The following is a 20,777-nucleotide window of genomic DNA, read 5'->3' as shown; positions in this document are numbered from 1 at the left end:
ATAAAATCTTCAATAATTTATTTAACTGTCCTATGCTAGCGTGTAAACTCATTTACACTAGAAATATTTATACTTTCCTGAATCACTCGTAACTCTGCTTGCAAGACAACCACAGATGCATTGTACATATGCAACAGCACTTATTTTATTGTTGTCTTTGATTACTGCACCTTGGTATTTAAAAAACTCACTGCTCTAATCAACAGTGAGTTTTTGTGTAATACATACTAGTTTATATTTATCTAATAGGTACTTTTTCAGAATAACTATAGAATTGAGACTTATCTGTAAAATTAGCTTTATATTTACTGTTAATTCCAGCCTTTTTAGATATATCTCCCAATTTAATTAATAACTTTTCATCATTTCCTAAAAAATGAATTTTATTGTCAAATCCAACGATGTAGATATAATTCACCAATTTATTTATTAATATTTCTGGATATTTTTCGCTATCTATTTTTTTATAGACTTGCAGTAAAACATCTGTAATATCTAATATAGCTTTGGTCTTATCACGCTTCATTAAACTATTATATAGTTCATGAATTATTTTTTTTGTTTCCTCAATATCAATCATTTAAATCCTTCCTCCACTAAAACTACCAAACAAATTATCTCCCCAACGTTTAACTCCTTCTGACCAAGCTTGTCCCCAATTTACCCAACATTTTTGCTTATTACAATACACACCATTTCCGTAATACGTGGCAGCTTCTACATTTGTTCCTAATGCTGTAAAACCAATTCCAATCATGCCACAAATAACTAAGCCTTTAACTAATTTCTTTTTCATTAATGTTCACCTCGAAAAATAAAAATTAGAAAACGTCTTCTATATAGAAATTATAGAACTATTGGTATAGCTTTGTAAATGTTAAAACAAAAGAATTTTCCTAACATTTTTGTAAGTTGGTATCTATAAGTTCTAATTATTTTTTACCTGATTATTGTACCATTTCATTCAAAACAAATATTGCCATCAATACTTTCTTTTTATAAAATAGCCTTGATGTCTATATAAAAAATTTCAAATTAACAAGAAGAAATGAAACTGATGCTTATCATGCTGCTAGTTATTGTTGCTATGTATTTTTATTTGTTTCGTACACAAAAAAGCAACAAAAAGAACGACAAGATTTTTTAAACAATTTACAACCAGGAGACGCTGTTGTGACTATTGGAGGGTTACATGGAGTAATTTCTGAAATATCTTCAGATAAAAAGAAGGTAACTCTTGACTGTGAAGGCGCACTTTTCGACTTCGATCAACAATCTATACGAACGAAAAAATAAGCAGAAAGGAATCCCTCTCTGCTTATTTTTTTCTTTTATTTGGCAAACAATAGCCTAATTCTTTCAACTGTTTTTTCGTGACCACATGACGAAATTCTCCATCAAAAACGATCACTGTATATTGATTTATCACTTCAACTTTTCCTTTGAGCGTTTGTCCCATAACAGATTGACAATGCACAAATGATCCTATATCTATTAAATCCTTACTTTTTTTGGCCAAAACACAACCTCCGAAAATAATAATTAAAACCACCTATCTAGTAGGTGGTTTGGAAGAAATAGTCTCTGAAGAACAATTTCAACGTAACAGTCTATAAAAATTTTATCGTATTTACTTTCCTATTTCAATCTTAACTTCCCTAAAAAATCTTGGTACAATTATTCATGACTTTCATTTAACTAGGAGGAAATCATGAATATACTCTTCTTAAGTATCTGCCTTTTTTATGTAGCCTCTATCTTGGTAGGAATTTATCAATGCCTAAAAAAGAAATAAAGAAGTTATAAAAAATTTCACCCTATAAGAATAAAGGCAATAACCACTTAAAATCGAGGGTTAAATTCATGACACTACTACTATTGGCAAAGTGGTTATTACCAAAATTTATTTTATCAGAAATTCAATAAATTTAAATACTTTTCATCTCCTTAGAATACCTATATTAATTCTCTTCTATAAAAAAACAACAGTTATATTTATTGATAAGATCAATATTTATTATAGCTAATCAATTTTAGTCAGTTACTTTAAGTTATAAAATAACAATATTGTAAGTTTTTTTCCTCTCTTTCAGATAAAGTCCGTATAATTGTGTAAAAGTAAAAAGGCCATATAACAGTCCTTTTACGGTACAATGTTTTTAACGACAAAAACATACCCAGGAGGACTTTTACATGACCCAAGTACATTTTACACTGAAAAGCGAAGAGATTCAAAGCATTATTGAATATTCTGTAAAGGATGACGTTTCTAAAAATATTTTAACAACGGTATTTAATCAACTAATGGAAAATCAACGAACAGAATATATTCAAGCAAAAGAATATGAACGAACAGAAAACCGACAAAGTCAACGAAATGGCTATTATGAGCGCAGCTTTACGACACGTGTAGGCACGCTAGAATTAAAAGTACCCAGAACACGTGATGGCCATTTTTCACCCACAGTGTTTGAACGTTATCAACGAAACGAAAAAGCCCTCATGGCTTCAATGTTGGAAATGTATGTATCAGGCGTTTCAACTCGTAAAGTATCAAAAATTGTGGAAGAACTTTGTGGTAAATCCGTCTCTAAGTCCTTCGTTTCTAGCTTAACAGAACAGCTAGAACCTATGGTTAACGAGTGGCAGAATCGTTTATTATCAGAAAAAAATTATCCTTACTTAATGACCGATGTACTCTATATAAAAGTACGAGAAGAAAATCGAGTACTCTCAAAAAGCTGTCATATAGCGATTGGAATAACCAAAGATGGCGACCGTGAAATTATCGGCTTCATGATTCAAAGTGGCGAAAGCGAAGAGACCTGGACAACATTTTTTGAATACCTAAAAGAACGCGGTTTACAAGGTACGGAACTCGTTATTTCTGATGCGCACAAAGGATTAGTCTCTGCCATTAGAAAATCCTTCACCAACGTAAGTTGGCAAAGATGCCAAGTTCACTTCCTAAGAAATATCTTTACCACCATTCCTAAAAAAAATTCAAAATCTTTCAGAGAAGCTGTTAAAGGAATTTTTAAGTTCACAGATATTAGCTTAGCGCGTGAGGCTAAAAATCGATTGATTCATGATTATATCGATCAACCAAAATATTCAAAAGCTTGCGCATCATTGGATGATGGATTCGAAGACGCCTTTCAATATACCGTACAAGGAAATTCCCACAATCGACTAAAGAGTACCAATCTAATTGAACGACTGAATCAAGAAGTACGCAGAAGAGAAAAGATTATTCGCATCTTCCCCAATCAAACATCAGCCAATCGCTTAATTGGAGCCGTTCTTATGGACCTACATGATGAATGGATTTATTCTTCAAGAAAATACATCAATTTTGATAAGTAGAAATGGTAAAAACATTGTATAGCATTTTACACAGGAGTCTGGACTTGACTCTCTTTCATATGCTATATTTATAATATAAAATTTTGAAAGGGGTTTTTTAATATGCTCATAACAACTTCAGAAAAATTATATGGTAAAGAATACGAAACACTTGATGTAGTATTTGGTGTAACAACACATTCTAAAAATATTGTAAAAAATATTGGCGCAGGCTTTAAAAATTTAGTTGGAGGAGAAATAAAAGCATATACAGAAATGCAACAAGAAGCACGAAAAATAGCAATGGACCGTTTAAAAGAAGAAGCAAAAAATATTGGGGCCGACGCTATTATTGCTATGCGTTTTGACTCTGGATCTATTAGTAATGACATGCAGTCAGTTGTAGCATATGGTACAGCTGTTAAATTTAAGAATCAATAGAAAAAACGAACATTGGTTTTAATAGGAGTGATTATATGAACTATGCAAAAAGAATATTTTCAATTTTCATATTATTTATAATTAGTCAAATTGGAATCACTGCTTTTGGAGTAATAAAACAATTATCTTTAGATGCAGGAGAAAAAAACTTAAATATTTCCTCGACACTTGTTACAGTCATACTTGTTGTTATTAATATTCTTTTTTTAATCTACTTAGCTAAAAGAATGAACATTATAAAAACAAATCATCTATTTCTTACTAAAAAAAATATTTTGATTATTTTAGTAGCAACATTAATAGATCGAGGCATAGCTATTGGTGGAACATTGTTATTAAATATGCAAGGACACACAACTACAGCAAATGATTCGACTCTTATTAAATTATTTAGTGGAGTATCTCCTGTTTTAGTGGTTTTATTGTTAGGAATTGCTGCACCAATTATGGAAGAAATTGTATTTAGAGGAGGTATCATAGGATATCTTGTAGAAAATAATGCCCTATTAGCAATATTAATCAGTTCTTTTTTATTTGGGATTATTCATGGCCCTACAAATTTTATCAGCTTTGGAATGTATTTCTTCATGGGGATTATCCTTTCAGTTTCTTACTACAAAACAAAAGACTTAAGAGTAAGCATATCCATACACTTTTTAAACAACTTATTCCCTGCAATTGCTATAGCTTATGGTCTTATATAATAATCTAACAAAAGATTAACAAGTTTTGAAAATATGTAATATTTACTAATGCTTTTTTATCATATTTTATAGGTATAAATCTTTATACTCTTAACTAATCTTAAGGAGGAAACTATATGAAAAAATATCTATCTACATTCATTCTCTTTTTCGGAGTAGTAGCAAACCTTTTAGTACTGACACCACAACTATATATTCATTCTCAACAAACGGTAGTAGGACTAATTTTAGGAATTATTGGTTTTATTTTAGCTATTTTCAATTATAAAAAAGGATATAAAACTTACCAAAAAATTGCTTTTATCTTAGGTGGTATTATCAACATTTATCCAGTTTTATATTTTACATTTCTATTTTTTGCACTTGGTTAATTTTACTTCACTTAAAACACCATAAAATTCGCTATTTAGCTTAATTTTATGGTGTTTTATACATCTCTAAAATAAAAAAAGCAACAACCATAAAAATTCGAGGTATTACTTTACACATACACACTGGCACTATTATATTAAGGATATGGTTGTTTCACACTATTATTTTATCAATTTTACGACTTTTTTCAATTCTTTTCTGCTAAATGATGAAACAATAAGTAATCAGAAACTATATAATAATTCTTATGAGGTGATTTTTTGACAGCCAGTGAGACCTATCTTGCACTATTTTTTTGCTTTTTTTCTATGATTATTGGGGTTCTGTTGCAAAGTTTTAAATCTACTATCAAATAAGGTAGAATAATAGAAAAAGATAGCAGGAGGAATGACGATGAATCATTTTAAAGGAAAGCAATTTCAGCAGGATGTGATTATTGTAGCCGTGGGCTACTATCTTCGTTATAACCTTAGCTATCGTGAAGTTCAAGAAATCTTATATGATCGTGGCATTAACGTTTCTCATACGACGATTTATCGTTGGGTGCAAGAATATGGCAAACTACTCTATCAAATTTGGAAAAAGAAAAATAAAAAATCCTTTTATTCATGGAAAATGGATGAAACGTACATCAAAATTAAAGGAAAATGGCATTATTTGTATCGAGCCATCGATGCAGATGGTTTAACCTTGGATATTTGGTTACGTAAAAAACGGGACACACAAGCAGCCTATGCTTTTCTTAAGCGGTTAGTGAAGCAGTTTGATGAACCGAAGGTTGTAGTCACAGATAAAGCCCCCTCTATTACAAGTGCCTTTAAGAAACTAAAAGAATACGGCTTTTATCAAGGGACAGAACATCGTACCATTAAATACCTGAATAATTTGATTGAACAAGACCATCGTCCAGTAAAGAGACGCAATAAATTCTATCGAAGTTTACGCACTGCCTCTACCACGATTAAAGGTATGGAAGCCATCCGAGGATTATATAAGAAAACCCGAAAAGAAGGCACTCTCTTCGGGTTTTCGGTCTGTACTGAAATCAAGGTATTATTGGGAATCCCAGCTTAAATCATAGATACCGTAAGGGATTTTATTCTTTATTTAAAACTTTGCAACAGAACCGGTACGATGATACTTTTTTATTCCTCAACATACGCTGTTCGATAAGAAACAGTTCGACCAAATGAAAAGACCTGTAAGTCCTTCAGACGATCAGCTTTCAGGTAGCCAATTGCTCCTTGGTATAATGGCAGCACTGCCGCATCATCCTGAACGAGTATTTTTTCAAGAGACAGCAGTTTTTCCCAACGTTTCTCCGGTTCGTTTGCCAACGTGATACGGGCATCATTCAAGCCTTTATCATAATCAGCATTGTCATAACCGGCAGTATTCAATCCACTCTTTGAATCATAAAACTCCAAGAAGTTGATTGGATCAGCGTAGTCTGGTGTCCATGTGCCAAAAACCAAATCAAAGCTGCCTTCTGTCTGTAAATCCAATCGATTTTGTAACGGAATGGATTTCAACACAATTTTCAATCCAGATAGATTTTCCTGTAGTTGTCCTTGAACGAATTCAATCGTCTTTTTAGCAATCGCTGAATCGGCAGACATCAATTCTAATTCAATTTCATCTTTTCCGAGCTCTTGTTTAGCCAGTTCCCATTCCTTCTTAGCAGCTTCCAGATTGTAAGGCAATAAATCACCGTTTTCTTCCCGGAAATCTTCACCATCATCCGGGTCCTTCGCAAAATCTTTCGGCACAAAGCCGTTCAAGGCTGTAGAGCCATCGCCAAGAATATCAGTAGCAAACGCTTCTTTATCGATTGCTTGAAGAATGGCCTTACGTGCATGAACATTCCCTGTTACTTCTCTTTTGTGGTTTGGACTCAAATAGCCGACCATCGCCTTTGGAATGAAGTAAGCCTGTGGGGAATCTTTATACTGCAACGCATAAGTATCAGCTAAAACCGTATAATCCAATTCACCACTGTCAAACAGGTTTGTCCCTGTCGCAATTTCCTTCATGACCTGAACATTGATCGTATCCAATTTCACATTTTTTTGATCCCAGTAATCAGGATTCTTTGTCAGCTTCCAGCTTTCTGTCGTACCATCCCAGCCTGAAATCAAGAATGGACCATTGCCGACAAAATTATCGGTTGATGTTCCATAGTCCGTCCCCTTCTCCTCCGCAAATGCTGCATTCTTTGGCATAAACGGTGTTCCCACCAACGCTTGAGAAAGATACGGTGCCGGATATTCTAAGGTCAGCTCCAATGTTTGATCATCAATCGCCTTCACGCCAAAATCATCTAACGTCAATTCACCGTCTCGGATTTTACGTCCATTCTTAAAGATATCCATTTGGTTGCTGCTGCTGGAACCATAGGCTGGATCAACCACATTCTTGAACGCATACACAAAATCATCAGCAGTCACAGGATCACCGTTCGACCATTTCGCTTCCCTAAGCTTGAAGGTGTACACCAGACCATCCTCACTAACTGTCGGTTCCTCTGCCGCCATCGCAAGCTCCGGGTCTTGATCCTTGTTCAGACGATACAAGCCTTCGGCAACCTGACCGATCATATCTGAGCTATAAACATCTGTATAATGTGCACTATCCAACGTAGAAAGCTCTCCACCAGAAGCAACATTGATTTCTTGTTTTACCTCTGTCGTTTCCCCTGAAGAATCGCTGCCGCTTTGCCCCCCAGTGCTGCAGGCGCTAAGCAATAAACCTGCTACGACCATCCATACACTAAATTTCTTCATTCTCTCTCCTCCTTGATTCCATACGCTCTTTAGCTGTTTTATTGTTAAACATACGATAACCATAAGCTGGTCATTCGATGCTTTGAAAAGCCGTTCACTAGAAAATCCCAAAAACTGCTGTCTTTTGAAAGAAAGCATGGATAGATATACGCTGCTTTCTTGCTCTCGTCATTCGTCGATTTGCTTTGCAGCCTCTCGCTGACTAACCAACCTTCTTTAATCATCCTCTGTTGAGCAAAAGCCTTCTGCTGTTCAACGATAAAATGATAGATTTATTTTGAACTAGCTTCTCAGCCCTTTCCCTTTATCAACAAGATACCAACAAACAGAATAAAGGATGATAATAAAAAGAATTAGAATCGTTATAGAAATGACGAGTGGCACATCAGTTGTCCCAAGAAAACCGTATCTGAACCCAGAAATCATATAAACGATAGGATTGACTTTTGAAACTCCTTGCCAAAAAGGTGGTAGCATTGAAATGGCGTAAAATACACCACCTAAATAAGTTAATGGCTGTAAAACAAATGTTGGTACAATTGAAACATCATCATAAGATTGTGCAAAAACACCATTAATTAAGCCTGCTAATGAAAATAAAATTGCAGTCATCAATAATGTAATCACCACAATAAACCATGAATAAACATGAAGTGGAACAAAAAATAGAGAAATGACTGTAACCAATGTCCCAACTAAGATACTCCTACCCAGTCCACCAATAACAAATCCCCAAATAATAACATGTGTGGGTACAGGTGCAACTAATAGCTCTTCAATATTCTTTTGGAATTTTTGAGAAAAGAAAGATGAAGAAACATTTGCGTAAGAACTTGTGATTGCAGACATCATAATTAAACCTGGTACAATAAATTCCATATAGGAGAAGCCGCCCATATCACCAATACGACCACCAATCATTTTTCCAAAAATAACAAAATATAATGAGGTCGTAATAACAGGAGGCACTAAAGTTTGTACCCATATCCGTAGGTAACGGTTGGTTTCCTTAACTGCTAAGCTTTTAAGTGCTGTAAAGTAGATACTAAACATTTTTCTCCTCCTTTTGATGTTTGTCTTCGGTAATTTTTAAGAACAACTCTTCCAATCTATTTGATTTATTGCGCATAGAAAGAACCTTGATATTTTGCTGATTGAGCTGCTCAAAAATATTATTAACTCCCTGATTTCGTTCAACTTCTATAGCAAGTGTTAGATCATCTTCAAAAAAGTGCTTATAACCTTTTATCACAGGCTTTTTGTCGTAGCTATCTAAATCAAAAATGAAAGTCTCATATTGTAGTTTTGATAGAAGTGCTTTCATACTTGTATTCTCAATTAGCTCACCTGATTGAATAATTCCAATGTTACGACAAAGCATCTCTGCTTCTTCTAAATAATGAGTTGTAAGAATGATTGTTGTGCCACTTTCATTTAACTCTTTTAAAAATGCCCACATTTCTCTTCTAAGCTCAATGTCCACTCCAGCAGTTGGTTCATCAAGAATTAGCAGACGTGGCTCGTGCATTAATGCTCGAGCTATCATAAGTCTTCGTTTCATCCCTCCAGATAACATACGGGCACGAACGTTTCTTTTCTCCCATAAATTGGACTGCTTCAAATACTTTTCACTACGTTTCAGTGCCTCTTTTCTTGAGACACCATAATATCCTGCTTGATTTACTACAATTTGTTGAACCGTTTCAAACGGATTAAAATTAAATTCCTGCGGCACAAGACCAATCTGTTGCTTTGCTCGCTCTAAATCATTATCAATATCATAATCAAAAACCTTTACTTGACCAGCAGTCTTATTAACAAGTGAGGTAATAATTCCAATTGTTGTTGATTTTCCAGCACCGTTTGGACCTAGCAGTGCATAAAAATCTCCTTCTTCTACAGTTAAATCAATACCACGCAGCGCCTCAACACCGGTCGCATATACTTTTTTTAAGCCTTTTAAATCTAGTGCATAGCTCATTTACTCATTACCTCCTTACTCATATTTCTTTTGTCAAAAAACAAATGCAGTCAAGGTGCAACTGCATTTGCGACAAACTATTTTCTGTCTTCTTTAGCTTTAGATTCTCTTTTTTTAGCTAAAACATATAGAACCACAACAATTATAACAAAATTTACAAATATACTAACATTTATTTGATAGTTTAATAGTTTGGCAGCGAGGAAAGCTCCCAAGATACCAGCAAGTCTTGCCAGCGCTCTTTTTTCTTCTGTCATCTATTTAATCCCTTCATCATTAAATCAGTTAGAGGCGAGCATTTGGGCAATTATCTGGTAATTTTTATTTCCTCCAGATAAATTATAGACTTCTTTAAATCCTTCGTTTAACAGGATATTTTGAGCAGCATTTCCAGTTACGCCCTTATTACAATACGTGATTGTTGTTACATTTTTATCTAGCTCCGCCACTCTATCACGTATTTCTGCTAATGGAATATGGATAGCCCCTTTAACACAAGAAATTTCATATTGTTTTTTGGAACGAGTATCAATAATTTGCAGTTGTTCTCCACTTGCTTGTCGCTCAATCAATTCAGTTGGGGTCATTAAAGGTGTTCCATTGCTTATTGCATTATCTAACGCCATTCCAGTATAAAGAACGGGGTCTTTCGTTGTCGCAAATGGTGGTGCATAAGCAAGGTCTAAATGGAACAAATCTTCTGCTACTGCACCAAATGAAATTGCAGTGGCAATTACGTCAATTCGTTTATCTACACCTTGCTCTCCAATAATCTGAGCTCCAAGAATTCTCCCGCTACTTTTATCTGCTAAAGCTTTGATTGTCAGCTCTTTTCCACCTAAGTAGTCCGCATGATCTGGCTTAATATTATAAAGAATAGCTGTCTCTAATCCTTCTAATTTAGCTTCTTTTTCTGTTAAACCAGTATATGCAACCGCTAAATCAAAAACTCGAACAATACCAGTTCCTAAAATACCACGATGTTCCAGTGTTCCTCCTGTGATGATATCACCAGCAATTCTACCCATCTTATTAGCAGTTGATCCAAGTGGACGATATATTGGTTTATCTGTAATGACAGAATAGCTCTCAGCAACATCTCCTACCGCATAAATATGTGGTACCGTTGTCTGCATTTTCTTATTCACTTTAATCGCACCAGATTTTCCCAATTGAATAGTTGTCGATTGAATAAGTGAAGTATTCGGAGTAACACCAGCTGCAAGAATGACTAAATCCGATTTGATTGTTTGCTCTTGATTGGTTGCTAATTCAGTAATATAGCCATCCTTCTCTATTACTTTTGTGATTGTTGTATTCAGTTGGAGCTTTTACATAACTCCTTCTTTTTGTTTTATATTCAATATCTGATGTATTAATTCTTGAAATTCTTCAATGTTCTCTGTTACCAGAGAATAATATTGCCATTTGCCTTCCTTACGTGCGGTTACTACTCCCGCCTCAATTAAAACCTTCATATGATGTGATAGTGTCGGCTGAGTAAAATCAAAATTATCCAAAATATCACATGCACACTTTTCACCAGTTGAAATCATATCTAATATTTGAAGTCTATTAGGCTCTGCAATTGCCTTCATAATTTTTGATAATCCTAAATAATCCATATTCTCACCTCCATATAGATGTTCATCTATATTTAATATAGAACTTTATCTATGTTTTGTCAATGAGTAAAATATGAGTTATCTCGTAAATTATAAAATATCTCTTAAAGCATCTCCTGAAATATCCTCAGCTTTCCATTCAATCACTGCGTAATGATTGTTAGACAGCTCTGCTACCTTATCAATCCAAACTTCTTCATTTTGTGCTCTTGCTAAAAGCATTGGGTTCGTTGTTCCGCTAGAAAGCATGCTATTGTTCACTACCCACCAAGTACGAGCGATTCCCGCTCTCTCCAAGTCATCTTTTAATCGAATTGATTCATAAACAGGTGTTGCTTCGGGTAATGTGACCATTACTACTTCTGTTTCATCCCCATTTTGTAACTTAGGCAGTAGCTTTTGAACAGACTCGGGTATATCTCCAGAAGAACGTTCAATCTCTTTGTGGTAGCTTTGTGTTGAATCTAATAGCAATAGTGTATGACCTGTTGGTGCGGTATCAATCACAACAACATCACTATCTGCTCCTTCAACTATTTCCGCAAACTTTCTAAAAACAGCAATCTCTTGTGTGCAAGGGGAACGTAAGTCTTCTTCAACATATGCCACATCTTCTTCTGACATTGTTTCACGAGCTTTTGTTAATATCTCAGACTGATAATCTGCTAGTTCTTTTTCTTCATCAATATGACTCACGCTAATTTTGTCAGTTTCTGAAATAACAAATTGAAGATGTGCTGCTGGATCAGTCGTTGCTAAATGAACTTTTTTCCCTTTATCCGCTAATGCCATTGCAATTGCTGCGGCTATCGTCGTCTTCCCTACGCCACCTTTACCCATTGTAAAAATAACTTTTTTATCCGTTTTATATAAATTATCCACAATGGCTTGTAAGTGGGGAAATTCTTTTGGTTTAATTGATCCCGTCAATAGTTCTTCTTGATGTTCATTCAATAATTTTCTAATATTTTCAATTCCAGTTAAATTATATGGACGTAATGGTACAAAATATTCTGGATACTTAGCTAAACTTGCTGGCATCTGTTTTAATGCTTCCTGTTGAATAGCATAAAATTCCTCAGAGACTTTATCTGTTGCTTCTTCCAGTACCCCATTAATAATTAATGCTTGATTTTTAATCCCCATTTCTTCCAATTCTTTTGACGCTCTATCTGCTTCTAATAAAGACGTTTTTTGCGGTCTCGTTACCAACATCAACGTCGTTTTCTGACCGTCAATTAAGGTTTTAACAGCTAGATCATACATTTCTTTTTTGTCTACAGCACCTGATAATTGTCCTAAAGGAGCAGTTGCGGTCTCATTCTCATCTAAATAATTATTCCAAGCAGAAGGTAATTGAAGCATTCTCAGAGTATGACCTGTTGGGGCAGTATCAAAAATAATATGATCAAATTTTGTAGAGGCTTCTTTATCCGTTAAAAAATTGGCAAATTCATTAAATGAGGCTATCTCTACAGTACAAGAGCCTGACAATTGTTCTTCCATATTTTCCAAAACTGAATCTGGCAATTTACCACGATAAGGTCCTACAATACTTTCTTTATAGTCATTAGCCGCCTCCACAGGGTCAAAGTTGGCGACAACTAAACCTTCTACATTAGGAATTTTAGTCCCTTTATTTGAGAGTTCTAATTCAAAGACATCCTGCAAATTGCTTGCTGGGTCGGTACTAACCAACATGACTTGTTTCCCTTTGTCAGCTAGATAAGTTGCTGTAGCACTAGCTGTAGAAGTTTTCCCAACGCCTCCTTTACCTGTGAAAAATAGATATTTCGTTAAATGAATTGCCTCTGGTTGATACATTTCCATGATATTTCCTCCTAAATTTTTATTCATTTACACCTGTAAAATTTTCAAATTCTTTTAATGAGGGATAGGCACCAAACTTTTTTACCTCTCCATCCACAATGGTTATCGGTAAGACACTAATGCCATTTTTATCTATTAATGATTTGACTTCCTCATTTTCCAAAAATACATTTGGTTCAATTGTTAAGCTATGACGCTCCACTTCGTAATTTGTTTCTCGTTGAATTTTCTGTAATGTTGGGCTCAAATATAGTAGATTTTTATTTACTTCTGCTCCTGTCATCTTGATACCACAACACATCTCTGACTCAAATAAAACTAATGATTTCATTTTATCCCTTCCTCAACCACATAGATGCACATCTATGTGATGCTCAAAAAAATAAGGAGATTGTCTCCCTTAAGACTACTGTTTATTTTTATACTTTTTTGATATCAACTAAGTCTTTTCATTTCAATACGCCTCACCCTTTCATATAGACGGACATCTATGTATAATATAGATGAGAATCTATGTGTTGTCAATATATAATATTTGTTGCTTTTTCCATTAGGTATTTCAATTTATTGTTGAATACCTAATTTGAAAGGAGAAAACATGAATATTTCAGAAGAAAAAAAAGTCATTTACCATCTTATGCAAGCAATTATGACTGAAAGACGACAACTAACTGAACAATATTTTGACTTAAAAGAGCGATTAAATGAGCTTAGTCAAACTAACACGAATGTTCACGAAAATAATGAATATTCGACAATGAGACAAAATCATATTAAAAAAGAAGATATTGAGAACGCTAAGTACTTATTAGCAAATTAGCAAAAAAAGAAGGAAAATCCTACCTTCCTTACTCAAAAATAGCATTACAAATTTCTCATCTTCTTAAAAGTCATGGTGTGCCACTAAGTAATAAACAAATATATGAAAAATTGATTAATGATTTTCAACTATCTATCAACTACTCAAATTTGACGAACAATATTTTACCAAGAATGAATTCAGATTCTTCTATAAACGTCGAGAAAGTGACTCGAGGTTACTGGCAGTATAAATTAAATAATTAGTAAAGGATGATTCAATCATGAAATCAGAAGTTGAAGTTAACTATTTATTTGTTAGTTATGTACAGCAATCTATTAAAAATTCTGCCAGTGCTTGCCTAAAAAAGAAACAAAAATATTCTCATACCTACTTTCCAACTGATTCATTAGAAGATATTATGAGAAGCAGTATATCCGAATCTTATTTATCTCTTGATTTTATCTCAGAATCTGAAATTATGAATCTAGAAAATTTCGCTGAGAACGAAGCGCTATCTAGGGCTATTGAACAACTAAACTTCAAAGAAAAAAAACTACTTTATGAAAAATATATTCAATGTAAAACAGATAGTGAAATTGCCCGGTTCTGTTGCAAAGTTTTAAATCTACTATCAAATAAGGTAGAATAATAGAAAAAGATAGCAGGAGGAATGACGATGAATCATTTTAAAGGAAAGCAATTTCAGCAGGATGTGATTATTGTAGCCGTGGGCTACTATCTTCGTTATAACCTTAGCTATCGTGAAGTTCAAGAAATCTTATATGATCGTGGCATTAACGTTTCTCATACGACGATTTATCGTTGGGTGCAAGAATATGGCAAACTACTCTATCAAATTTGGAAAAAGAAAAATAAAAAATCCTTTTATTCATGGAAAATGGATGAAACGTACATCAAAATTAAAGGAAAATGGCATTATTTGTATCGAGCCATCGATGCAGATGGTTTAACCTTGGATATTTGGTTACGTAAAAAACGGGACACACAAGCAGCCTATGCTTTTCTTAAGCGGTTAGTGAAGCAGTTTGATGAACCGAAGGTTGTAGTCACAGATAAAGCCCCCTCTATTACAAGTGCCTTTAAGAAACTAAAAGAATACGGCTTTTATCAAGGGACAGAACATCGTACCATTAAATACCTGAATAATTTGATTGAACAAGACCATCGTCCAGTAAAGAGACGCAATAAATTCTATCGAAGTTTACGCACTGCCTCTACCACGATTAAAGGTATGGAAGCCATCCGAGGATTATATAAGAAAACCCGAAAAGAAGGCACTCTCTTCGGGTTTTCGGTCTGTACTGAAATCAAGGTATTATTGGGAATCCCAGCTTAAATCATAGATACCGTAAGGGATTTTATTCTTTATTTAAAACTTTGCAACAGAACCATACGATCCATGAAAGGCCATCTGCTGCCAATGAGCGCCTTGAGATTGGTCATTGGGAAGCTGATACTGTAGCCGGTAAAACAGGTAGGGCTCGTATTGTAACTCTAGTCGATCGTAGATCTCGTTTCTCCCTACTTGGTAAGGTTGAAAAGAAAATCTCTAAAAATGTGGTTGATTGTATGATCAATCTAATAAGAAATGTAGGAGAAGATAAATGTAAAACCGTTACACCCGATAGAGGAAAAGAATTCTCCCAACATAGTCGAATAACGCTAGAATTAAATGGCACTAAAGTGTATTTTCCAGATCCACATGCCCCATGGCAACGTTGTACAAACGAAAATACTAATGGTTTATTACGAGAATATTCACCCAAAGGTGAAGATATTTCAGGTATTTTCAATAGTCAAATTCAAGAATGGGCGAATAAATTAAACACGCGACCACGGAAATGTCTAAATTGGAAAACCCCTTATGAAGTATTTTTTAATGAATCGTTGCACTTAATTTGACAATTGAAGCCATAAAAAAACCGCTCAAATCGACTTTCGTAAATCTGAACGGTTTTTTAGAAATTCAATTTTTAAGCGCCTTCTACCATATCACGGCGTTTGTATCCTAAATAGCCGACAAATAAGAAGACGATACTGATAACAGTAATTACTGCAAAAATCGTTCCATCAAATTCTTCCATCGGTAAGCGTGGAATCCAACTTTGAATCGCCGTTTTTGAGAACCAATCCGGCAAATCTAAGATTCCGCCGAAATAATTCAAAGCAAAGGAATAGCCTAGATAAGCATAGATTACTTTTCCAAATTTTGGCAACCAGCCTAACGCTAAAGCAGCCAAACCAATATAAAATAAGATGGAAGGGAGAAAATTGTATCCAGCAGCTAAGAAATCGGTCAGATCCATAGTCGATTCATTTTTCATCGCAGAAATCGCCGTTCCACCTAATCCCGCTGATGCTAAGCCAATGCCTACGACTCCAGCAAAAATAGCTAAAAATATCGTTGTCCAATATAATTGGCCTCGCGTAATCTTCGTTACATACAGTTGACTCAGATGCAGTCTTGTTTCTTCTGCAAATAATTTATTGACCACCGCGATTGGCAAGATTGTGACTAATCCAATCATTACCATCATGATCGTTGCCGTAAAGGATTCTTCAATGGAAACGCCAGATTGAGTGAACATTTGTTTCATCAGTTCATTTCCGCCAAGAAAGACTTGCATGTCTCCATAAATGGAGCCATACGCAGCTCCCATAACCACAAATGCGATCAGCCAACCAATCATTACTCCTTTATTAATCTTGAAAAACAAACCAGGTACAGAAAGTAGTGATTTCTTCGCCGTCGCACGTCCTTCTCGTTCAGGAAGATAACCTGCGCCCATGTCGCGATGTTCTTCCAACACAAACGCAAGTACGGTAAAAACAAGACTAAAAATCAAAGCAAATAATAATGGTAGCCAGTTATTTTTTGTGAAAGGATAGGTCAAGTAAATCCATCCCATTGGATTGAACATTGATAGATCAAGATTAGACACATCTGTTCCAGCGCGCACGATATACAAAAGTCCTATAAGACTTAATGTCGAGCCGGTTGCTCCAGTAGAAGTCGCCATAATCTGCGACATCACAAGTGCCAATACACCACCGATAATTCCCGCCAATGCAATTGATCCTCCGAACAAGAAAGCTCCTTCGGCATCAATCGTTTTTACACCAAAACTCATCATGAGTCCGCCGATTAAAAGACCTAATAAAAGATTGATCAACAGCATCTCACTGATAACAGCTAATGAATTGGCTTGTCGTCCTACTCGAAATGAGCGAACCAATTCAGTCAAACCTAATTCTTCTTCTTTTCGCGTGTGGCTCACCACATGAAGTGCTGAGATAATCATTGCGAACAATCCGCAAAACAGCAACATCTCTTGAGCATACATCGCTCCTAAAGTATAATCCGTACCTATTTTGATTGGTGTAGGTCCAACCATCGAGATCATCGCTGGATTTTGCATCGTTTCAAACATCCCTAAAAGACCTTGTCCTTTAGCAATCTCTTCAAATGCTGGTACATATGCTCCTGAGAACAAACCCAAACCTAAAACCCAAACAATTATTTTTTTCCAATCGCGTTTCACGTATTGAATGAACAATACGTTCCAACGCGCAAATTTTTCATTCATTTTCTTTTCCTCCGTTCCGACAATCAGCCTTCGTAGTGACGCATGAATAAATCTTCGAGCGTTGGCGGTACAGATTCGATTTTTATCACACCTAATTTGGTTGCCTCGGTCAGAATCGTATTCATCGCTTCATTGTCAGCAGAAAAAGTTGCTTTGCCGTCTTTTTGAACAAAATCATGCACGCCAGAGAGCGTCGCAAGTTTCTCAATATCGCCTTTTGTCACCAATGTAACTGTTGAGCGAGTCAAATGACGCAATTCATCTAATGTACCTGTTTCAACTACTTCTCCACGTCGAATGATTGCTACTTTATCTGCTAATCGTTCAACTTCACTTAAAATATGTGAAGATAATAGAATCGCTTTGCCATCATTTTTGATTTTTTCTACTTCTTCTTGGAATACTGCTTCCATCAATGGATCTAGTCCTGAAGTCGGTTCATCTAAAATATACAGATCAGATTCAACTGAAAGTGCAGCAATCAAACCGACTTTTTGACGATTTCCTTTAGAGTAACCTTTGGCTTTTTTCTTTGGATCAAGTTCAAATCGTTTGATTAAATAATCACGCTTTGCTTTGCTCCCGCCGCCATGAAGTTTGATAAATAGATCAATGATCTCTCCACCAGTCAGGCTGCCCCAAAGAGCAACATCCCCAGGAACATACGAAATTCGTTTATGGATTTCTAGACTATCTTTCCAAACATCTTTTCCGAATATTTGGACATCTCCTTCGTCTCGGTTGATGATTCCTAGCAGTGTACGAATCGTCGTTGACTTTCCTGCTCCATTTGGTCCGATAAAACCAACAACTTCACCGGCGTTTACTGTGAATGAGACATCTTTCAACGCCTGGAATTTACCAAATTTTTTTTGCAAGCCTTGTACTTTTACAATTTCTGTCATGGTACATAACTCCCTTTTCTTTTGACATGATTTTATAACGAGCTTTCCAGTCTGAACAAAACGCACCTTTTTTATGAACCAATACAATACGTATCGTTCATAAAATACCCCTTTATACTTTGTTTCAAACCAAAGTTCTTTTACAGCTCCAATAATACTCTTTTTTATTTTAACAGTCAATAAAAATAATTTTAAATTTAAACCTATGATTCCATTGTTAGTTCGTATTATTTCCTATATAATATATACGAAGCTATTTTTGAACTATGATAAACAAAAAGTTCTTTTTTATAGAAAGTAGGTATTTTTAATGGATGGTTTTGAACGAAGAACAGAAGAAAAAAAGAAAAAAGTTTTACGAGCTGCTTTTGATCTGATGAATACAGATACGGGAATCGAGAATTTAACGATCGATGCCGTAGCCAAAAAGGCCAATGTAGGAAAAACTTCTATTTTTAAATATTTTGGCAGCAAAGAAAAGCTCATTCATGAAGTCTTTATCCGGTCAATGGATGAAATGGGGGAAAAAGCTAAAAAAATCATGGAGAAAAATGCATCATTTGAAGAAACTTTGATCGCCATGAGTCAAAATAAAATCGATTACCTCGAAAAAATCAATAAACAATTTTACCTAGATTTAATGAGCTATTACACTAAAAAAGAAGACAGCGGCTTTACCCGAATGATGGAAGCTTATACAAAGCAAAGTTTTGGCATTATGTTGGATTTATTCCATCGCGGGCGTAAAGAAGGAAAAGTCGATTTAAAATATTCAGATGAATTTTTGATGTTGTATTTTCAAGCCATGATCGAAGGCATCTCTAATCCGCAGATTTATGAGAAAATCCTGCCTTATACAGCGGAATGGACTGAGCTGTTGGTAAAAGGAATCGCTCCGAGACAATAGTTTTACGAACAACAAAAGAAGAAATACTCGCCGAATCCACAAAAAAATAAAATGTATGCATACAAATCAGAATCGATTCATCTGCTAGGTGTATTTGAGATACATATTCACAACTAAAATGTGATGCAATTGTCTCAGAGACAGCCGCTTCTCACAGATTGATCGTAGTCGGCTTCTTTTTTTGTAATCTTTAGGGGCTTTATACCAAGCATATTTTTTAGGTGAATATCGGAATTCTAGGGCTTTTATATCTTCTTTATATGGTTTTGTATTACCTGTTAGTCATATAAATGTTCCTACTACTTCGATTGCTACGCCGTCCATTTTTAGATTGAACAATTTATTAATAATATCCTTAAACTGTTCGGGTGTTTCTGTTGTTTCTTTGGTGTAAGTTTCACCGTCTTTATTCTTATGAGTGTTTTTAAGTTTGCTAAACAGTTCGTCATATTCATTGTTCAAAGTTTTCATTTCTTCTTCATTCCCTCCACAATCGGGGTGTAACTTCAAAGCTAACTTTTTGTAGGCTTTTTTCAATTCTTCCAATGTTTCAACGTTTTTAATGTATTTCATTTTTATCATTCCTTTTCTTTTTGATTTTTGGCTTTTTGACAACCATTTTTGTTAGGCGTTTGAGGAAATGTTTTTATAAAAAAAGAGTAGTTACCGTTTTTTGGTAACTACTCTTTTCCTGGTTCTGTTGCAAAGTTTCCGATAAGCTCATTTTGAGGTAAAATAATTGAAAAAGATAGCTTGGAGGAATGAAGATGACTCAGTTCAAAGGAAAACAATTTCAAAAAGACGTGATTATCGTAGCCGTCGGCTACTATCTTCGGTACAACCTGAGTTATCGTGAAGTGCAGGAAATTCTGTATGACCGAGGAATTCACGTTTGTCACACCACAATTTACCGTTGGGTGCAAGAATACGGAAAGATTCTTTATCAAATTTGGAAAAAGAAAAACAAACAGTCCTTTTATTCATGGAAAATGGACGAGACTTATATCAAAATTAAAGGAAAGTGGCATTATTTATATCGCGCTATCGATGTAGATGGCTTAACCTTAGATATCTGGTTACGGAAAAAGCGCGACACACAGGCTGCGTATGCTTTTCTAAAACGACTGAAGAACCAGTTTGGAGAACCAAAGGTTCTAGTAACGGATAAAGCACCCTCTATTAAGAGTGCCTTCAGAAAGCTTCAGAAAAATGGACTGTATATAACAACAGAACATCGAACAATCAAGTATCTGAATAATCTGATTGAACAAGACCATCGTCCAATTAAGCGAAGAAACAAATTTTACCAAAGTTTGCGAACAGCCTCAACCACGATTAAAGGCATGGAAGCGATTCGAGGAATTTATAAAAAAAGCCGAAAAGAAGGGTCTCTTTTTGGCTTTTCCGTCTGTACAGAAATCAAAGGACTATTAGGAATCCCTGCTTAAATAAGAATCATCTTGAAAAACTAATG

General features: G+C 35.0%; 23 protein-coding genes and 3 pseudogenes. 12 read left to right on the top strand and 14 right to left on the bottom strand.

The genetic code is table 11. The features are described from left to right. Nucleotides 1-238: 238 nt before the first annotated feature. Both IGK96_RS04375 and IGK96_RS04370 read right to left on the bottom strand, forming a co-directional pair. On the bottom strand, nt 239-580 hold the full coding sequence (locus IGK96_RS04375; RefSeq protein WP_104680787.1) for a bacteriocin immunity protein: 342 nt from the start codon (nt 578-580) through the stop codon (nt 239-241). Next, nucleotides 581-796, bottom strand: coding sequence for a leucocin A/sakacin P family class II bacteriocin (locus IGK96_RS04370; protein ID WP_010709166.1), 216 nt, complete (start codon nt 794-796; stop codon nt 581-583). It abuts the gene before it with no gap. Nucleotides 797-1,020: 224 nt separating this feature from the next. On the opposite strand from IGK96_RS04370, the gene yajC reads away from it, so the two are divergent. Further along, nucleotides 1,021-1,296, top strand: a complete 276-nt coding sequence (yajC, locus tag IGK96_RS04365; RefSeq protein ID WP_265643739.1) for a preprotein translocase subunit YajC — start codon at nt 1,021-1,023, stop codon at nt 1,294-1,296. Nucleotides 1,297-1,318: 22 nt separating this feature from the next. On the opposite strand, the gene IGK96_RS04360 is transcribed toward yajC, so the two are convergent. Continuing rightward, nucleotides 1,319-1,519, bottom strand: coding sequence for a hypothetical protein (locus IGK96_RS04360; protein ID WP_010717203.1), 201 nt, complete (start codon nt 1,517-1,519; stop codon nt 1,319-1,321). A gap of 674 nt (nt 1,520-2,193) precedes the next feature. On the opposite strand from IGK96_RS04360, the gene IGK96_RS04355 reads away from it, so the two are divergent. The 5 genes from IGK96_RS04355 (at nt 2,194) to IGK96_RS04335 (ending at nt 5,936) form a co-directional block, all read left to right on the top strand. Next, nucleotides 2,194-3,366: an IS256-like element IS256 family transposase gene (locus tag IGK96_RS04355; RefSeq protein WP_438755877.1), complete on the top strand. Its 1,173-nt coding sequence runs from the start codon at nt 2,194-2,196 to the stop codon at nt 3,364-3,366. 102 nt (nt 3,367-3,468) lie between these two features. Further along, a complete protein-coding gene (locus IGK96_RS04350; RefSeq protein WP_010818065.1) occupies nt 3,469-3,786 on the top strand; it encodes a heavy metal-binding domain-containing protein in 318 nt (105 codons plus the stop codon). Between the two features lie 35 nt (nt 3,787-3,821). Further along, nucleotides 3,822-4,490: a CPBP family intramembrane glutamic endopeptidase gene (locus IGK96_RS04345; protein WP_113851217.1), complete on the top strand. Its 669-nt coding sequence runs from the start codon at nt 3,822-3,824 to the stop codon at nt 4,488-4,490. A 116-nt stretch (nt 4,491-4,606) separates the two neighbouring features. Continuing rightward, nucleotides 4,607-4,861 (top strand): hypothetical protein, encoded by a 255-nt coding sequence (locus IGK96_RS04340; RefSeq protein ID WP_010709162.1) that lies wholly within the window; start codon nt 4,607-4,609, stop codon nt 4,859-4,861. A gap of 394 nt (nt 4,862-5,255) precedes the next feature. Then, nucleotides 5,256-5,936 carry an IS6-like element IS1216 family transposase gene (locus IGK96_RS04335; RefSeq protein WP_001015311.1) on the top strand — a complete coding sequence of 227 codons (681 nt, stop codon included), beginning with the start codon at nt 5,256-5,258 and terminating at the stop codon, nt 5,934-5,936. A gap of 71 nt (nt 5,937-6,007) precedes the next feature. Here the strand turns inward: IGK96_RS04335 and IGK96_RS04330 are convergent, their stop codons facing one another. The 8 genes and pseudogenes from IGK96_RS04330 to arsD2 form a co-directional block, all read right to left on the bottom strand. After that, nucleotides 6,008-7,645, bottom strand: coding sequence for a peptide ABC transporter substrate-binding protein (locus IGK96_RS04330; protein WP_162782692.1), 1,638 nt, complete (start codon nt 7,643-7,645; stop codon nt 6,008-6,010). A gap of 282 nt (nt 7,646-7,927) precedes the next feature. Further along, on the bottom strand, nt 7,928-8,698 hold the full coding sequence (locus IGK96_RS04325) for an ABC transporter permease (RefSeq protein ID WP_003744460.1): 771 nt from the start codon (nt 8,696-8,698) through the stop codon (nt 7,928-7,930). Further along, nucleotides 8,691-9,626, bottom strand: coding sequence for an ABC transporter ATP-binding protein (locus tag IGK96_RS04320; protein ID WP_002372158.1), 936 nt, complete (start codon nt 9,624-9,626; stop codon nt 8,691-8,693). The genes IGK96_RS04325 and IGK96_RS04320 overlap by 8 nt, the downstream gene beginning before the upstream one ends. Nucleotides 9,627-9,703: 77 nt before the next feature. Beyond that, on the bottom strand, nt 9,704-9,883 hold the full coding sequence (locus tag IGK96_RS04315; protein ID WP_003744454.1) for a hypothetical protein: 180 nt from the start codon (nt 9,881-9,883) through the stop codon (nt 9,704-9,706). Nucleotides 9,884-9,907: 24 nt separating this feature from the next. Continuing rightward, a pseudogene (locus tag IGK96_RS04310) lies at nt 9,908-10,957 on the bottom strand (FAD-dependent oxidoreductase); the annotation flags it as partial. After that, on the bottom strand, nt 10,958-11,251 hold the full coding sequence (locus IGK96_RS04305; protein ID WP_002333381.1) for an ArsR/SmtB family transcription factor: 294 nt from the start codon (nt 11,249-11,251) through the stop codon (nt 10,958-10,960). 90 nt (nt 11,252-11,341) lie between these two features. Then, nucleotides 11,342-13,081 carry an arsenite efflux transporter ATPase subunit ArsA gene (gene arsA / locus IGK96_RS04300; RefSeq protein ID WP_003744432.1) on the bottom strand — a complete coding sequence of 580 codons (1,740 nt, stop codon included), beginning with the start codon at nt 13,079-13,081 and terminating at the stop codon, nt 11,342-11,344. Nucleotides 13,082-13,100: 19 nt separating this feature from the next. Then, the gene (arsD2, locus tag IGK96_RS04295; protein WP_003744430.1) at nt 13,101-13,412 is read right to left on the bottom strand and encodes an arsenite efflux transporter metallochaperone ArsD-related protein; all 312 of its coding nucleotides are present in this window, start codon (nt 13,410-13,412) and stop codon (nt 13,101-13,103) included. A gap of 267 nt (nt 13,413-13,679) precedes the next feature. On the opposite strand from arsD2, the gene IGK96_RS04290 reads away from it, so the two are divergent. The 4 genes and pseudogenes from IGK96_RS04290 to IGK96_RS04275 all read left to right on the top strand — a co-directional run. Next, nucleotides 13,680-13,901 carry a hypothetical protein gene (locus IGK96_RS04290; protein WP_225588169.1) on the top strand — a complete coding sequence of 74 codons (222 nt, stop codon included), beginning with the start codon at nt 13,680-13,682 and terminating at the stop codon, nt 13,899-13,901. 262 nt (nt 13,902-14,163) lie between these two features. Further along, the gene (locus IGK96_RS04285) at nt 14,164-14,532 is read left to right on the top strand and encodes a sigma-70 family RNA polymerase sigma factor (RefSeq protein ID WP_113826336.1); all 369 of its coding nucleotides are present in this window, start codon (nt 14,164-14,166) and stop codon (nt 14,530-14,532) included. A 27-nt stretch (nt 14,533-14,559) separates the two neighbouring features. Continuing rightward, on the top strand, nt 14,560-15,240 hold the full coding sequence (locus IGK96_RS04280) for an IS6-like element IS1216 family transposase (RefSeq protein WP_001015311.1): 681 nt from the start codon (nt 14,560-14,562) through the stop codon (nt 15,238-15,240). Between the two features lie 5 nt (nt 15,241-15,245). After that, nucleotides 15,246-15,806, top strand: a pseudogene (locus IGK96_RS04275) (IS30 family transposase); the annotation flags it as partial. A 71-nt stretch (nt 15,807-15,877) separates the two neighbouring features. Here IGK96_RS04275 and narB read toward each other — a convergent pair. Both narB and narA read right to left on the bottom strand, forming a co-directional pair. Next, on the bottom strand, nt 15,878-17,491 hold the full coding sequence (gene narB, locus IGK96_RS04270) for an ionophore ABC transporter permease subunit NarB (RefSeq protein ID WP_002333004.1): 1,614 nt from the start codon (nt 17,489-17,491) through the stop codon (nt 15,878-15,880). A 23-nt stretch (nt 17,492-17,514) separates the two neighbouring features. Continuing rightward, a complete protein-coding gene (gene narA, locus IGK96_RS04265) occupies nt 17,515-18,396 on the bottom strand; it encodes an ionophore ABC transporter ATP-binding subunit NarA (RefSeq protein ID WP_002326774.1) in 882 nt (293 codons plus the stop codon). 310 nt (nt 18,397-18,706) lie between these two features. On the opposite strand from narA, the gene IGK96_RS04260 reads away from it, so the two are divergent. Further along, nucleotides 18,707-19,303 carry a TetR/AcrR family transcriptional regulator gene (locus IGK96_RS04260; RefSeq protein ID WP_002326773.1) on the top strand — a complete coding sequence of 199 codons (597 nt, stop codon included), beginning with the start codon at nt 18,707-18,709 and terminating at the stop codon, nt 19,301-19,303. Between the two features lie 84 nt (nt 19,304-19,387). Here IGK96_RS04260 and IGK96_RS04255 read toward each other — a convergent pair. Further along, a pseudogene (locus IGK96_RS04255) lies at nt 19,388-19,876 on the bottom strand (DnaJ domain-containing protein). A 194-nt stretch (nt 19,877-20,070) separates the two neighbouring features. Here IGK96_RS04255 and IGK96_RS04250 point away from each other — a divergent pair. Beyond that, nucleotides 20,071-20,751 carry an IS6-like element ISEnfa1 family transposase gene (locus IGK96_RS04250; protein ID WP_000191454.1) on the top strand — a complete coding sequence of 227 codons (681 nt, stop codon included), beginning with the start codon at nt 20,071-20,073 and terminating at the stop codon, nt 20,749-20,751. Nucleotides 20,752-20,777 lie beyond the last annotated feature (26 nt).

It is taken from the genome of Enterococcus sp. DIV0682, from assembly GCF_051712685.1.
GTDB classification, from domain to species: domain Bacteria; phylum Bacillota; class Bacilli; order Lactobacillales; family Enterococcaceae; genus Enterococcus; species Enterococcus faecalis.
Note: the sequence above shows the minus strand (reverse complement) of the source record. Positions and strands in the feature narration are given on the sequence as shown.